Source organism: Blattabacterium cuenoti (assembly GCF_014252055.1).
Classification (GTDB): Bacteria; Bacteroidota; Bacteroidia; order Flavobacteriales; family Blattabacteriaceae; genus Blattabacterium; species Blattabacterium cuenoti_D.
The window spans coordinates 446,569-463,420 of sequence record NZ_CP059208.1 but is presented as its reverse complement, the minus strand read 5'-3'; the positions used below and the strand labels follow the sequence as shown (position 1 = coordinate 463,420).

The window sequence follows — 16,852 nt, the reverse complement described above, 5'->3', positions numbered from 1 at the left end:
CTTATTGATTTATACTCATACATAGACAATACACACATACACATACATAAAAATAAATAATAAAATGATAGAAAAGTTAGCAGAAAAATTAGTTAATCTAACAGTAAAAGAAGTTACTGAATTAGCTAATATTCTAAGAAAAGAATATGGAATAGAACCATCTAGTTTATTATTAAAATCAGATAATAATAAAAATATTGAAAAATCTTCAGAAAAAGAAGAAAAAAGTATTTTCAATATTATCCTAAAGTCTACTGGAGCGTCTAAACTATCTGTAGTGAAATTAGTAAAAGAAATAACAGGAAAAGGTCTTAAAGAATCTAAAGATTTGGTAGATAGTGTTCCTAGTGTTCTAAAAGAATCTGTAAATAAGAAAGATGCAGAAGATTTAAAGAAGAAATTTGAAGAAATAGGGGCAGAAATTGAATTGAAATAGAATATTTTTTATATTATTAATCTATGCTTATGCTAAATATGCTGCAAAGATAATATATAATTTTTAAGAATAATAAATTGACTTAACATCTATTAAATTAAAATTGGTGAATAAAAAGAATATATCAGAAAGAATTACTTTTTCTTCAGTAACGAAACAAGTAGAATATCCTAATTTTTTGGATATACAAATAAAATTTTTTAAAGAATTTTTTCAACTAGAAACAAAACCGGAAGATAGGAAAAATGAAGGACTATTCAAAGCTTTCACGGAAAATTTTCCTATCTCTGATGCTAGAAATTCTTTTGTTTTAGAATTTAAAGGATATTCTATAGATTCTCCTAGATATTCTATAGAAGAATGTATTGAAAGAGGTTTAACTTATAGTGTTCCTTTGAAAGCTAAATTAAAATTATATTGTACAGACCCTGAACATGAAGATTTTGAAACAGTATATCAAGATGTGTATTTAGGAACTTGTCCATATATGACTCCTTCTGGATCATTTATATTTAACGGAGCAGAAAGGGTAATTGTTTCTCAATTACATAGATCTCCAGGTGTTTTTTTTGGTCAATCTCATCATGCTAATGGAACAAAATTATATTCGGCAAGAATCATTCCATTCAAAGGATCATGGATAGAATTCGCTACGGATATAAATAATGTAATGTATGCTTATATAGATAGAAAAAAAAAGTTACCGATGACTACTTTATTACGTGCTATAGGGTATGAAAGAGATAAAGATATATTAGAAATATTTGATTTATCTGAAGAAGTAAAAATAAAAGAAAAAGGAGATTATACACATATTTTAAATAGAACTTTAGCAGCAAGAGTATTAAAAATTTGGCATGAAGATTTTGTAGATGAAGATACTGGTGAAGTAATTTCTATGGAAAAGAATGAAATACTTATAGATAGAGATACTTTATTGAAAGAGGAACATATAGATTTAATAATTAATAATGAAATAAAAACAATTCTTTTGCATAAAGGAGGGGATAGAAAAAATGACTATTCCATTATTTATAATACTTTACAAAAAGATCCTACAAATTCGGAAAAAGAAGCAGTAGAATATATTTATAGACAACTTAGAAATACAGAACCTCCAGATGAAGAAACTGCTAGAAGTGTTATAGATAAACTTTTCTTTTCTGACACAAGATATAGTTTAGGTCCTGTAGGTAGATACCGTTTGAATAAACGTTTAGGACTAAATATAGATTTAGACCATTTAGTTTTAACTAAGGAAGATATTATAGCTATAGTAGAACATTTAAATGCTCTATTTAATTCTAAAAGAGAAGTAGATGATATTGATCATTTATCTAACAGAAGAGTTAGAACAGTAGGAGAGCAACTTTATACTCAATTTAGTATTGGATTAGCTAGAATGGCTAGAACTATAAGAGAAAGAATGAATGTTCGTGATAATGAAGTTTTTATGCCTGTTGATCTTATTAATGCAAAAACTTTATCATCCGTTATAAATACTTTTTTTGGAACTAATCAATTATCTCAGTTTATGGATCAAACTAATCCTTTATCTGAAATTACTCATAAAAGAAGGCTTTCAGCCTTAGGTCCTGGAGGTTTATCTAGAGAAAGAGCAGGATTTGAGGTTAGAGATGTTAATTATTCTCATTATGGAAGATTGTGTCCTATAGAAACTCCAGAAGGACCTAATATAGGATTAATATCATCTTTATCAGTATTTGCCAAAATTAACAATATGGGTTTTGTTGAAACTCCTTATAAAAAAATAAGGAATGGTAAAGTTGATTTAAAATCTAAAGTAGAATATTTAAGTGCAGAAGAAGAGGAAGGAAAGATTATAGCACAAGCAAACGCTATTAATAAAAGTGGAGATTTTATTTCTGATAGAATCATAGCTCGTGAAGATGGAGATTTTCCTATAGTAAAACCGGAACAAGTAGATTATATCGATGTTGCTCCAAATCAAATTGCTTCTATATCTGCATCGTTAATTCCTTTTTTAGAGCATGATGATGCTAATAGAGCTCTTATGGGGTCTAATATGATGCGTCAAGCTGTTCCATTATTAAAACCTGAATCTCCTATTGTAGGGACTGGGTTAGAAAAACAAGTGGCAAATGATTCTAGAATTTTAATTAATGCAGAAAAAGATGGAATGGTAGAATATGTAGATTCAAGAAAAATTGTGATTTCTTATAATAGAACAAATAAGGAATCTTTAGTTAGTTTTTCTTCGGAAAAGAAAACTTATGATTTAATTAAATTTAGAAAAACAAATCAAAATACTTGTATAACATTAAAACCTATTGTAAAAAAAGGAGTAAAAGTATCAAAAGGTGAAATTTTGTGTGAAGGATATGCTACAGAGAGAGGTGAATTAGCTTTAGGAAGAAATTTAAAAGCTGCTTTTATTCCATGTAATGGATATAATTTTGAAGATGCAGTTTTAATTTCAGAAAAAGTAGTAAGTGAAGATTGGTTTACTTCTATACATATAGATGAATATTCTTTAGAAGTTCGTGATACAAAATTAGGAATGGAAGAATTAACAAATGATATCCCAAATGTTAGTGAAGAAGCTACTAAAGATTTAGATGAAAATGGGATTATAAGAGTAGGAGCAGAAGTGAAACCTGGTGATATATTAATAGGAAAAATAACTCCAAAAGGAGAATCTGACCCCACTCCAGAAGAAAAATTATTAAGAGCTATTTTTGGTGATAAAGCTGGAAATGTAAAAGATGCTTCGTTAAGAGCAGAACCTTCTTTATTTGGAATTGTAATAGATACAAAGCTTTTCACTAGAAGTATAAAAGATAAAAAAACTAGAGTTTTAGACAAAATAAAAATAGAAGACTTAGAAAAAGAATATGAAAAAAAATTTTCCTATTTAAGGAAACTTTTATTATCTAAATTACAGACTATTTTATATAATAAAACATGTCATAGCATTATTTTCAACGAAAATAAACAAAATATTATAGAAAGTGGAGAAAAATTTACGGAAAAAGTATTAAATAAAATAAAAAATTTTATTGGTATTTATTCTGATAATTGGACAGATGATATAGATACTAATAATTTAATATCAGAAATATTACACAATTATAAAATAGCTGTTAATGATTTAAATAGTACTCTAAAACATAAAAAATTTTCTATTACTATTGGTGATGAACTACCATCTGGAATTGTTAAAATGGCAAAAGTGTATATTGCCAAAAAAAGAAAATTAAAAGTAGGAGATAAAATGGCTGGAAGACATGGAAATAAAGGGGTAGTAGCTAGAATTCTTCGGCAAGAGGATATGCCATTTTTAGAAGATGGAAGCCCAGTTGATATCGTTTTAAATCCACTAGGAGTCCCATCTAGAATGAATATAGGACAAATATATGAAACAGTATTAGGATGGGCAGGTTACAAATTAAACGTAAAATTTTCAACTCCTATATTTGATGGAGCTTCTGTAGAAAAAATACAAGAATATACAAATAAATCTGGTATCCCTTCTTTTGGAACTACCTATTTATTTGATGGAGGTACTGGAGAAAGATTTGATCAACCTGCTACTGTTGGAGTTATATATATGTTAAAATTAGGACATATGGTAGATGATAAAATGCATTCTCGTTCTATAGGTCCTTATTCATTAATCACTCAACAACCTTTAGGGGGTAAAGCTCAATTTGGAGGACAACGTTTTGGAGAAATGGAAGTTTGGGCTTTAGAAGCTTTTGGAGCATCTAACCTTTTACGAGAAATACTTACTGTTAAATCAGATGATGTATCAGGTAGAGCTAAAACTTATGAAGCTATAGTAAAAGGTGATCCTATGCCTGATCCTAATAATCCAGAATCTTTCAATGTTCTTTGCTACGAACTAAAAGGATTAGGTCTAGATATTAAATTAGAAGAGTAAATTAATTAATTCATTATTTACTAAAAAAATGAATAAAAAAAAAAGTAATAAGTTCAATAAAGTAACTATAAGATTAGCTTCTCCAGAAGTAATTTTAAGAGAATCTCATGGAGAAGTATTAAAACCAGAAACAATAAACTATCGTACTCATAAACCAGAAAGAGATGGTTTATTTTGTGAACGTATTTTTGGTCCCGTAAAAGATTATGAATGCGCTTGTGGAAAATATAAGAGAATTCGTTACAAAGGAATTGTTTGTGATAGATGTGGGGTTGAAGTTACTGAAAAAAAAGTAAGAAGAGAACGTATGGGGCATATTAGTCTTGTAGTTCCTATTGTTCATATTTGGTGTTTTAGGACATCTCCAAACAAAATTGGTTATTTGTTAGGACTTTCTTCTAAAAAACTTGAAATGATTATTTATTATGAACGATATGTTGTTATCCAAGGGGGATTAGCTACTAAACCGGATGGTAGTTCTTTTCATAAGGGAGATTTTCTTACTGAAGAAGAATATTTACATGCTTTGAATAAACTTCCAAAAGGGAATCAGTATTTAGAAGATTCTGATCTCAATAAATTTATTGCTAAAATGGGAGCTGAATGCATAGAAAATTTACTAAATCTTATTGATTTAGATAGATTATCATTTGAATTGAGAGAACAAGCTAATAATGAAACTTCTAAACAAAGACGCATTGAAGCATTAAAACGTTTACAAGTAGTTCAATCTTTTAGAGAAGGAAAAAAAAATGGTGGGAATATTTCTTGGATGGTTATCCATGTTTTATCTGTGATTCCTCCTGAATTAAGACCATTAGTCCCATTAGATGGAGGTCGTTATGCTGCTTCTGATATGACAGACTTATATCGTCGTGTTCTTATACGAAATAATCGTTTAAAAAGACTTATAGAAATCAAGGCACCTGAAGTTATTTTACGTAATGAAAAAAGAATGTTACAAGAAGCAGTTGATTCTCTTTTTGATAATTCTAGAAAGGTTTCTGCAGTAAAATCAGAAGCGAATAGGCCTTTAAAATCTTTATCTGATTCATTAAAAGGAAAACAAGGCCGTTTTAGACAAAATCTTCTTGGTAAAAGAGTTGATTATTCTGCACGTTCTGTAATTGTTGTAGGTCCACATTTAAAATTACATGAATGCGGACTTCCAAAAGATATGGCAGCGGAACTTTATAAACCTTTTATTATAAGAAAATTAATTGAAAGAGGGATAGTAAAAACAGTAAAATCTTCTAAGAAAATAATTGATAAGAGGGATCCTATTATATGGGATATTCTTGAAAATGTTTTAAAAGGCCATCCTGTATTATTAAATAGAGCTCCAACTTTACATAGGTTGGGAATTCAAGCTTTTCAACCTAAATTAATAGAAGGAAAAGCGATCCAATTGCATCCTTTAGTATGTGCTGCTTTTAATGCAGATTTTGATGGAGATCAAATGGCCGTTCATTTACCTTTATCTCATGGAGCAATATTAGAAGCTCAACTTTTGATGTTAGCTTCTCAGAATATATTAAATCCTGCTAATGGTTCTCCTATTACAGTACCATCGCAAGATATGGTATTGGGATTATATTATATGACAAAGCCTTTATTATCAAATTCAAGTATAAAAGTGAAAGGAGAAGGATTAAATTTTTATTCCCCAGAAGAAGTTGAAATAGCGTATAATCAAAAAATATTAGATTTACATGCTATGATTAAAGTTAAAGTTCTTATTAGGGAAGGCGATAATTTTTTAGAAAAATTAGTAGATACGACTACAGGTAGAATACTATTTAACCAAGTTGTTCCTAAAGAAGTAGGATATATTAATGAATCTCTTACGAAAAAATCATTAAGGGAAATTATAGGAAAAATATTACATTTTACAGATGTTCCTACTACAGCAAAATTTTTAGATAATATTAAAGAATTAGGTTTTTATAATGCATTTAGAGGAGGATTATCTTTTGGGTTAGGAGATATTATTATACCAAAAGATAAAAAAAATATGGTAACCCATGCTATTAAACAAGTTGATAACGTTAAAGTAAATTATAACATGGGATTAATAACAAATAATGAACGTTATAATCAAGTAATTGATATATGGACTAATACTAACGCTATGCTTACGGAAAAAGTAATGAAGCATATGCGTGAAGATAGAAAAGGTTTTAATCCAGTATATATGATGTTAGATTCTGGTGCTAGAGGTTCTAAAGAACAAATTAGACAACTTTCTGGAATGCGAGGGTTAATGGCAAAACCGCAAAAAACTGGATCATCTGGAGGTGAAATTATTGAAAATCCTATCTTATCTAATTTTAGAGAAGGATTATCCATATTAGAATATTTTATATCCACTCATGGTGCACGTAAAGGGTTAGCTGATACAGCTTTAAAAACAGCAGATGCTGGATATCTTACAAGACGTTTAGTAGATGCAGCACAAGATGTAATTATAAAAATTAATGATTGTAATACATTGCGTGGGTTAAAAATATCTGCTCTGAAAAAAAATGAAGAAATAGTAGAAACTTTATTTGATAGAATTCTAGGACGTATATCATTAAATGATATTTTACATCCAAAAAATAACAAACTAATAGTTTTATCTGGAGAAATGATTGATGAAAAAGTAGCAAGTATAATTGAAAAATCCGGGATAGAATTTGTTGAAGTTAGATCTCCTCTTACTTGTGAAGCTAAAATGGGAATTTGTTCTAAATGTTATGGAAGAAATCTTTCTACAGGAAAGATAGTTAAGAAAGGTGAAGCTGTAGGTGTTATTGCCGCACAATCTATTGGAGAACCGGGAACTCAATTAACTTTGCGAACTTTTCATGTTGGAGGAACAGCAGGTAATATTGCGGAATCTTCACAAATAAGGGCAAAATATGATGGAATTGTAGAGTTTGAAGATTTAAAATTTGTAGAAACAAATAAAACAGATTCCGATAAGAAGATTGGAATGGTAGTATCAAGATCTACAGAAATGAAACTTTTTAATAAAGATAAATCGTCTATTTTAATGGTAAATAATATTCCTTATGGAGCATCTTTATATGTTTATCATAAAGATGAGTTAAAATTAGGAGATTTGATTTGTAAATGGGATTTATATAATGCAGTTATTGTTGCAGAATTTTCTGGAATAATATCTTATGAACATCTAGAACAAGGTGTTACTTTTCAAGTAGAGATAGATGAACAAACTGGTTTTCAAGAAAAAGTAATAACAGAAGTTAGAAATAAAAATTTGGTTCCAACATTGAAAATTATTAATGAAAAAAGTGAAGAATTAAAAGTATATAATTTACCGGTTGGAGCACATTTAATGGTACAGGATGGAGAAAAAATAGATATAGGAAAAATTTTGGTAAAAGTTCCTAGAAAATCTGCTAAATCTGGAGATATTACAGGAGGATTACCTCGTTTATCTGAGTTATTTGAAGCAAGAAATCCTTCAAATCCAGCTGTAGTGTCTGAAATGGATGGAATAGTAAGTCATGGAAAAATAAAAAGAGGTAGCAGAGAGATTATTGTAGAATCTAAAACAGGGGAGATTAGAAAGTATCTTGTAAAATTGTCAAATCAAATTTTAGTTCAAGAAAACGATTATGTAAAAGCGGGAATGCCTTTATCAGATGGAGCGGTAACACCTAATGATATTTTGAATATAAGAGGTGCTAGGGCAGTTCAAGAATATTTAATAAGAGAAATACAAGAAGTATATCGATTACAAGGAGTTAAGATAAATGATAAACATTTTGAAGTAATTGTTTTACAAATGATGAGAAAGGTTGAAGTTATAGATATTGGAGATACTAAATTTTTAGAAGGAAGTGTTGAATATAAAGATGATTTTATAGAGGAAAATGATAGAATATCTCAAATGATGATAGTAGAAGATCACGGATCTTCTGAAGTTTTTAAAGATGGAGATTTAATTAGTTTCAGAGATTTAAGAAATGAAAATGCGGTTTTAAAGTATAAAAATAAAAAACTAATAAAAACAAGAAATGCTATTCCTGCTACAGCTAGGCCTATATTACAGGGAATAACAAGATCAGCTTTGCAAACTAAATCTTTTATATCTGCAGCTTCATTTCAAGAAACAACAAAAGTTCTAGGTGAAGCAGCTATCAGTAGTAAAACTGATTATTTACATGGATTGAAAGAAAATGTTATTGTTGGACACAAGATTCCAGCAGGAACTGGTTTAAGAGAGTATGAAAATATATCTCCAGAGATATTGTAGAGTTTTTTTTTATAAATTTTTGTTCATTTTTTTCCATTGATCTTTAATAGAAACTGTTTCATTAAAGATAATGTCTCCATTTTCTTTTTTTTCTACATAAAAATAACCAATTCTTTGAAATTGAAAACGGTCTCCTTTTCTTGCTTTTTTTAAATAAGGTTCTGCATAACCTATTATTTTATCCTTTGAGTTTGGATTGATGTTTGTTTTGAAATTTGGAATATCAGGATTTCTTTTTAGAAAAAGATGATTATATAAATAAATTTCAATTGGAAAATAATGTTTTGCAGAAACCCAGTGTAAAGTACTTTTTACTCTTTTTTTTAATTGAATATTATTATTTTTTCTATATTTACTTTTTTTATCATAGGTACAATGTATTTCCTCTATTTCTCCTTTATCATTTTTTATTACGTAATTAGCTTTTATGATATAAGCATTTTTAAGTTTTACTTCTTTTCCAATACAAAGACGGAAAAATTCTTTTTTTTCTTCTTCTAAAAAATCATCTTTTTCAATATATAATTCCTTTGAAAAAGGAACTTTTCTTGTACCAAATTTATAATCTTCAGGATTATTTTCGATTTCAATCCATTCAATTTTATTCATGTAATAATTATCTATTATTAATTTAATTGGTCGTAATACTACCATTACTCTAGTAGAAATTTTATTTAAATGTTCTCTTACTAAAAATTCTAAAAAAGATATATCAATAATGTTATTTCTTTTGGAAATTCCTATTTTATGAATAAAATTTATCAAGGAAAGAGAAGTATATCCTTTACGACGTAATCCAGATATTGTTAATATACGAGGATCATCCCAAGATGGTATAATTTTATTTTCAATAAGATATTGTATTTTCCTTTTACTAGTTATAGTATGACTTAAGTTTAGTCTTGAAAATTCTATTTGTTTAGGTCTTATTTTTTTTTTATCAAAAATTTGATCTAAATACCAATTATATAAAGGTCTTCTATTTTCAAATTCTAATGAACATAAAGAATGAGATATTTGTTCAAAATAATCACATTGTCCATGAGTCCAATCATAAGTAGGATATATACACCATTCATTCATAGTTCTATGATGTTTTTTTTGTAAAATTCTATACATTATTGGATCTCTCATATTCATGTTTGTAGAATTCATATCAATTTTAGCTCTTAAAACACAAGATCCTTCTTTTAAAAGTCCATTTTTCATTTTATGAAATAGATATAAATTTTGATTTATAGATCTATTTCTATAAAAACTATTAACACCTGTTTCAAAAGGGGTTTTTCTTTGTAATTTTATTTTATTTTGAGACTGGCTATCTACGTAAGCTCTATTTTTTTTAATTAGTTCTATGGCTAATTCATATAATTTTTGAAAGTAATCTGAAGCATAAGTAATTTTATCCCATTTAAAACCTAAGAATAAAATATCTTTTTTTATTGATTCTATAAATTTACGACTTTCTCCAATAGGATTAGTATCATCAAATCTCAATATTACTGGAGAATTATATTTTTTTCCCAATTCAAAATTTAAGCATATAGCTTTAATGTGACCAATATGAAGATATCCATTAGGTTCTGGAGGAAAACGAAATTTTATTTTTTCTATAGGAAACCCATTTTCTATATCTTCTTTTATTATCTTTTCAATAAAATTCAAATTTGATTCTATTTAGATAAGCAGTTATAAAATAAATAAAATGTCAATTTAATCAATTTTTTTGTAAAAAAATATATTTTTGTTGTAGTTATTATTAATAATGATTGTAATTTGAATTACTCTGAAACAATTAAATGGATATTTAAACGTATTCCTTCTTATCAAAAAATTGGGTTAAGATCTTATAAACCAGGTTTGATAAGAATAAAAAATTTTTGTTCTTATTTAGGAGATCCTCAAAAATATTTTAAAAGTATTCATATCGGTGGAACAAATGGAAAAGGTTCTACGGTTCATATGTTATCTTCTATCCTTCAGGAAGAAGGGTATAAAATAGGTGTGTTTACATCACCTCATTTAATAGATTTTAGAGAAAGAATAACTTGTAATGGAATTTTAATAGAAAAAAATTTTATTGTAGAATTTATAAAAAAAAATAGAGAATTCATAGAAAAAGAAGAAATCTCATTTTTTGAGATGAATACAGCTTTAGCTTTTCAATATTTTAAAGAAAAAAAAGTTTATTTTGCTATTATTGAGGTAGGTTTGGGGGGTAGGTTAGATTCTACAAATCTTATAATTCCAGAAATTTCAGTTATAACTAACATTAGTATAGATCACGTAGAAATTCTTGGTTCTAAAATAGAAGAAATAGCTTTAGAAAAAGCAGGAATAATAAAAAATAATGTATCAGTAGTCATAGGGTGTAATATTCCAAAATATATAAAATTTTTATTTCTAAAAGAAGCATTGAATAAAAATTCTCCAATTTATTTTACTACTGTAAATAGAAAAGACTTAGAATATAAAACACCATTTGAAGCTTATTATCAAAATTTTAATAAGGTTTTAGTATTAAAAATAATAAATATTTTATATAAAAGAAAAAATATATTTATATCATATAATTCTATAAAAAATGGATTAAGAAATGTAATAAATAATACAAATTTTAAAGGAAGATGGCAAATATTAAAAAAACATAATCCAAAAATTATTTGTGATATTGCACATAACGAAGAAGGAATATCTATGATTTCTTATCAATTAAAAAGAGAATCGTACGATACATTACACCTAATTTTAGGTTTTGTTAAAGAAAAGAGAGTAGAAACATTATTAAATCATTTATATTTTGCTATAACAAATTCTTTTTATTATTTTTGTCAACCTAATGTAGATAGAAAATTTAAGATTTATGATCTAAAAATATTAGCTGATAGAGTTTTTAAAAATCAAAAAAATATAAATTATTTTACTTCCGTAAAATATGCTTATTTATATGCTATAGAAAAATCAAATAAAAATGATTTAATTTTAATTAGTGGAAGTACTTTTGTTGTTTCTGAAATTCTTTCATATCATTTATAAAATTTTTACTTACATTTGATATGTATTATTAGGGCAATTAGCTCAGTTTGGTTTAGAGCATCTGTTTTACAAGCAGGGGGTCACTGGTTCAAATCCAGTATTGCCCATTGTTTTATTTATAATAAATGATATTATTTTATTTTTATCCAAAGGATTAAACCAAGTAATGTTCTTATCTCTTCTATACCAAGAAAGCTGTCTTTTTGCATATTTTCTGGTATTTTTTTTTATTTCTTCTATAATTTCATTTTCTTTTTTATGAAAAGAGTTATATATTTCTTTATAACCAATAGTTTGTAAACTGTTTAAATTCTTATATTTATATAATAGTTTAGCTTCTTCCAATAAACCTATTTCTATCATTTTTTCTACTCTATTATTTATATCAGAGTATATATCATGTCTTGATTTAATTAAACCTATTTTTAGTACAGAAAAATTTCTATTTTTGCATGTTTTTTCTTTAAAAAAAAATGATGGAGGATGTCCTGTTGATTTTATTATTTCTAAAAATCTTATTAAACGTATCGGATTATTGATATCTATAGATTTTTCTTTAATTTGGAATTTTTTAAATTCATTTTGCAAAAAAGTGATTCCTTTTTTTTTAAAATTAAAAATTAAATTTTTTCTTATTTTCATATCTACTTTAGGGATTTTAGATAATCCTTCCGTTGCTGCTTTTTCATATAAACTAGATCCACCTACCATAATTAATATATCATGTATATAAAATAATTTTTTAATTCTTTTTAAGAAATCTATCTCAAATAATTTTGCGTTATAATTTTGATGAATACTTAAATGTCCTATAAAATGATGAGTTATATCTGATAATTGTTTATCACTAGGCATTGATGTTCCTATTCTTATTTCTTTATAAAATTGTCTAGAATCACAAGATAAAATTTCAGTATTAAATTTTTTTGCTAATGAAATAGCTATATCTGTTTTACCAACACATGTTGGCCCCAAAATAGAAACAATAAATTTCCTTTTCAATTATTTTATAATTGAAGAATATTTAGATAACTTATTATACATAAAATAATCTACTAATACTAAAGCTACCATAGATTCAACAATAGGAACTGCACGTGGAAGAACACAAGGATCATGCCTCCCTTTTCCTTTCATATACACAATATTTCCATTTTTATCTATAGTTTTTTGTTCCTGCATTATCGTAGCTACAGGTTTTAAAGCTATTCTAAAATAAATATCCATTCCATTTGATATACCACCTTGAATTCCTCCTGATAAATTTGTTTTAGTTTTTTCATTTTGTTCAAATAAATCATTATGTTGTGATCCAGTTAATTTTGTTCCATAAAATCCACTACCATATTCAAATCCTTTTACTGCATTAATTGAAAGCATTGCTCTTGATAACTCTGCGTGTAATTTACTAAAAACAGGTTCACCTATTCCTACTGGAACATTTTTTATTACACAAGTAATAATACCTCCTATTGTATCTCCTTTACTTTTTATTTTTTCAATTTCTGATATCATTTTTTTTGCATAATGTAGATCTGGACATCTTATAGAATTACTTTCTATAATTTTTTCAGATAGATTTAGATCTTGATAAGATTTATCTAAAGAAATATTTCCAACAGAAGAAACATAAGCTATAATTTTAATATCTTTAATTATCTGTTTAGCTATAGATCCAGCTACTACTCTACAAATTGTTTCTCTAGCAGAAGATCTCCCTCCTCCTCTATAATCTCTTATTCCATATTTTTTTTCATATGTAAAATCAGAATGAGAGGGTCTATACACATTTTTTATGTGTTTATAATCATCTGATTTTTGGTCTTTATTATAAATAATAAATCCAATAGGTGATCCTGTAGTTTTTTTATTAAAAATACCAGATATAAAATTTACTCTATCTATTTCATTTCTTTGAGTAACTATTGATGATTGTCCAGGTCTTCTACGGTTTAATTCATATTGAACTTTTTCAATATTTAACTCTACTCCTGCTGGACATCCATCAATAATACCTCCAAGAGCTTTACCATGACTTTCTCCAAAAGTACTAACTTTAAATAGAGATCCAAAAGTATTTCCTGCCATAAATTAAGAAAAATTTTAATTTTTTATTTCTATAGAAATAGGTTTTCCAAAATGATTTATTCTACTTATTCCTATTAATATTTTATTTCTATAACGTTTTTCTACTTCAAATAATGAAAAATTAGATGAAATTTCTATATGTCCAATATTAATTCGTGAATGATTAACTGCTTTATTAATCAAATTTATTAATCCTAATTTTGTTAAATTATCTTTATATCCTATATTAAGAAAAAGTTTAGAAAAATATTCCTTTTTTGATTTTAGGTGAGAGGTCTTCCTATAAGGAAGATTATTAAATCTATGATGATTAATTTTAATTGGAGCCTCATCTTTGGAATCTTTATAATAAGTAATAAAACGATTAAATTCAATCCAAGAAAAACGTTTTATTAATTCTTCTTTATTAAACAATTCTAATTCTTTTTGTATTTCAGGTAGAAATTTTTTCATAGATATTTCATCTATAACGACTTTTTTAACTTTTTCTATAAAATGTAATAATTGTTTTTCACATATTTCTTTTCCAGTAGGAATCATAACGCGATTAAAATACTTTCCAATTTTTTTTTCAAATTCCTTCAAATTTTTATATTCTCTTGAATGTATTATACAAACAGAAATGCCTTGATTACCAGCTCTACCAGTTCGTCCACTTCTATGAACATAAATTTCACTTTCTTTTGGTATGCTGTAATTTATAATGTGAGTTATATTATTAATATCTAATCCACGTGATGCTACATCTGTAGCTACTATAAATTGTAAATTTTTATTTCTAAACTTATTCATAACAGATTCACGCTGTAATTGTGATAAGTCTCCATGTAAAGCATCAGCATGATAACCATCTTTTATAAGATATCCTGCTATTTCTTGAGTTTCTTTTTTAGTACTACAAAATATTATTCCATAAATATTTGGATTAATATCCACAATTCTTTTTAATACCAAATATTTTTTATTTTTACTGTCTACAGTATAGTAGATATGTTTTACATTTTCAGAAGCAATATTTTTTTTCCCAGTAATTATTTCTTCTATTGGACTTTTTAAATAATTACGAGCTATCTCATTCATATATTTAGACATTGTTGCTGAAAATAGTAAGCTTTGTCTTTTTTTAGGTAATTTTTTTATTATTATATCTAGTTCCTCTTTAAAACCCATATTAAGCATTTCATCTGCTTCATCAAGAACTAAATATTTAATTTTATCAAAATTTAATTTTTTTCTTTTTATCAACAAGTCAACAAGTCTTCCTGGAGTTCCTACTATTATATGATTCTCTTTTTTTAAAGATTTTATTTGAATATCTATACTAACACCTCCATATAAAGAAATGATTTTTATCAATGGATTATGTTGTGAAAAACGAGAAATATCACGAGTTATTTGTATGCATAGTTCTCTTGTAGGACATAAAACTAAAGCTTGTGGAAAAGGTATTTTAATATTTATTTTTTGAATAATTGGTAATCCAAAAGCAGCTGTTTTCCCAGTTCCTGTCTGAGATAATGCTATCACATCTTTTTCTGATTTTAATAAAAAAGGAATCACTTTCTCTTGGATAGGTGTTGGATATTTAAATCCAATTTTTTCCAAATTTTGGATTATTTTTTTGTCAAAAAAATTATATTCTTTAAATGTTTTCATACAAAAGTATGTATTTCCTTAGTAGTAATTTTCGCATGATATTATAACAAATATAAATATTTAAATCAATAATGATAAGATTATTAACTTATCTAAAGAACAGATATTTATTATTGTTACTTTTTTTTACAAGCCTTTTTGTTATAGTTTCATATCTTATAAAAAGTAAGATAGCTGATATAGTAAGTCCTATTCCTAATCCTATCCATACACCCTGTCCCCCTATTTTAATTGATAATAACCAAGCTATAGGAATAGCCACAACCCAATAAGAAAATAGACTTATCCACATGGGTATATGAACATCTTGTAATCCTCTTAAAGCGCCTAATATGATCCCTTGAAGACCATCTGATAATTGAAAAAAACTAGCAATAATAATCATTTTTTCCGCAATGGAAGCTACTTCTTTATCATTTATATATATAAATGGGATGTTTTTTCTGAAAAAAATAAATATAAAATTACATATTAACATGAAAAAAAAACCCATAAAAAGGATAGATTTTCCTACTTTTCTTAATTCAGAATAATTTTTTAAAGCTAATTGATTTCCTATTCTAACTGTAGCTGCAACAGATAAACCTGCACTCAAAAGGAAAGTAGAAGAAACTAAATTAATAACTATTTGATGAGCAGCTAAAACCTTTATTCCACATTTACCTGAGATGAAAGAAGAAACTGCAAAAGCACTCATTTCAAATAACATATGTAATCCAGAAGGAATTCCTATTTTTAGAATTTTTTTAAAGAATTCTTTTTTTAATTTTAAATAAGAAAATTTGAAATAATTATAATATTTACGTACTCTTTTATATTTAAATAATAAAATAAAAATACATATTAACATAATTATACGAGATATTAAAGTAGCGTAAGCAACTCCTAAAATCCCTAATTTAGGAAATATAAATTTTCCATTAAGAAATATATAATTTAAAATTATATTAATAATTGCGGAGCTCCAAGTGGCTACTAAACTTGGAAAAACTAAAGATAATCCTTCAGAAAATTTTCTAAAAATTTCAAATATCATCCATGGAACAAAAGAAATAGATGTTATTTCTAAAAAAGAAATTGTATCATTTAAAATTTCTTTAGGTTGTCCTAAATATGGAAATAGGTAAAAAAAAATATGTACTGCAGTATACATAAATATGGATAAAACAAAATTTAAAACTAATCCATGATAAAATATAAAGAATCCTTTTTTATATTCATTTTTTATATCTACTGATGCAATTAATGTAGAAATCGCTGATGATATTCCAAATCCAAAAATAATCATTATAAAAAATACAGCGTTAGCTAATGATACAGAAGCTAATGCATTTTTTCCTAAAATACCAACCATTACATTATCAAAAAACCCTATGCATATAACTGCTAATTGAGTAAAACATATAGGTATTGCTAGTGATAAATTTTTTTTGATATGTTGTAT

At 26.4% G+C, this 16,852-nt stretch carries 9 protein-coding genes and 1 tRNA gene; 5 read left to right on the top strand and 5 right to left on the bottom strand.

Annotated features, from left to right (window positions below; all coding sequences use genetic code 11):
* Positions 1–64 precede the first annotated feature (64 nt).
* The 3 genes from rplL (at position 65) to rpoC (ending at position 8,628) form a co-directional block, all read left to right on the top strand.
* Entirely contained in the window at positions 65–436 is a 372-nt protein-coding gene (gene rplL, locus H0H48_RS02285) for a 50S ribosomal protein L7/L12 (protein WP_185870953.1), read from the top strand.
* A gap of 106 nt (positions 437–542) precedes the next feature.
* Positions 543–4,361, top strand: coding sequence for a DNA-directed RNA polymerase subunit beta (gene rpoB / locus H0H48_RS02280; protein WP_394366911.1), 3,819 nt, complete (start codon positions 543–545; stop codon positions 4,359–4,361).
* 28 nt (positions 4,362–4,389) lie between these two features.
* The gene (gene rpoC / locus H0H48_RS02275) at positions 4,390–8,628 is read left to right on the top strand and encodes a DNA-directed RNA polymerase subunit beta' (protein ID WP_185870951.1); all 4,239 of its coding nucleotides are present in this window, start codon (positions 4,390–4,392) and stop codon (positions 8,626–8,628) included.
* A 9-nt stretch (positions 8,629–8,637) separates the two neighbouring features.
* Here the strand turns inward: rpoC and glnS are convergent, their stop codons facing one another.
* Entirely contained in the window at positions 8,638–10,293 is a 1,656-nt protein-coding gene (gene glnS, locus H0H48_RS02270) for a glutamine--tRNA ligase (RefSeq protein WP_238785307.1), read from the bottom strand.
* 111 nt (positions 10,294–10,404) lie between these two features.
* On the opposite strand from glnS, the gene H0H48_RS02265 reads away from it, so the two are divergent.
* The gene (locus tag H0H48_RS02265; protein ID WP_185870949.1) at positions 10,405–11,664 is read left to right on the top strand and encodes a bifunctional folylpolyglutamate synthase/dihydrofolate synthase; all 1,260 of its coding nucleotides are present in this window, start codon (positions 10,405–10,407) and stop codon (positions 11,662–11,664) included.
* A gap of 31 nt (positions 11,665–11,695) precedes the next feature.
* A tRNA-Val gene (locus tag H0H48_RS02260) sits at positions 11,696–11,771 on the top strand.
* Here the strand turns inward: H0H48_RS02260 and miaA are convergent.
* The 4 genes from miaA to H0H48_RS02240 all read right to left on the bottom strand — a co-directional run bounded on the left by miaA (position 11,731) and on the right by H0H48_RS02240 (position 16,813).
* Positions 11,731–12,639, bottom strand: coding sequence for a tRNA (adenosine(37)-N6)-dimethylallyltransferase MiaA (miaA, locus tag H0H48_RS02255; protein WP_317168618.1), 909 nt, complete (start codon positions 12,637–12,639; stop codon positions 11,731–11,733). The two genes, H0H48_RS02260 and miaA, sit on opposite strands and share 41 nt — an antisense overlap.
* Before the next feature lie 27 nt (positions 12,640–12,666).
* Positions 12,667–13,752 (bottom strand): chorismate synthase, encoded by a 1,086-nt coding sequence (gene aroC / locus H0H48_RS02250; RefSeq protein WP_185870947.1) that lies wholly within the window; start codon positions 13,750–13,752, stop codon positions 12,667–12,669.
* A 15-nt stretch (positions 13,753–13,767) separates the two neighbouring features.
* Positions 13,768–15,408 (bottom strand): DEAD/DEAH box helicase, encoded by a 1,641-nt coding sequence (locus H0H48_RS02245; protein WP_185870945.1) that lies wholly within the window; start codon positions 15,406–15,408, stop codon positions 13,768–13,770.
* Positions 15,409–15,496: 88 nt separating this feature from the next.
* Positions 15,497–16,813, bottom strand: a complete 1,317-nt coding sequence (locus H0H48_RS02240) for an MATE family efflux transporter (RefSeq protein ID WP_262887286.1) — start codon at positions 16,811–16,813, stop codon at positions 15,497–15,499.
* Between the last annotated feature and the right edge of the window lie 39 nt (positions 16,814–16,852).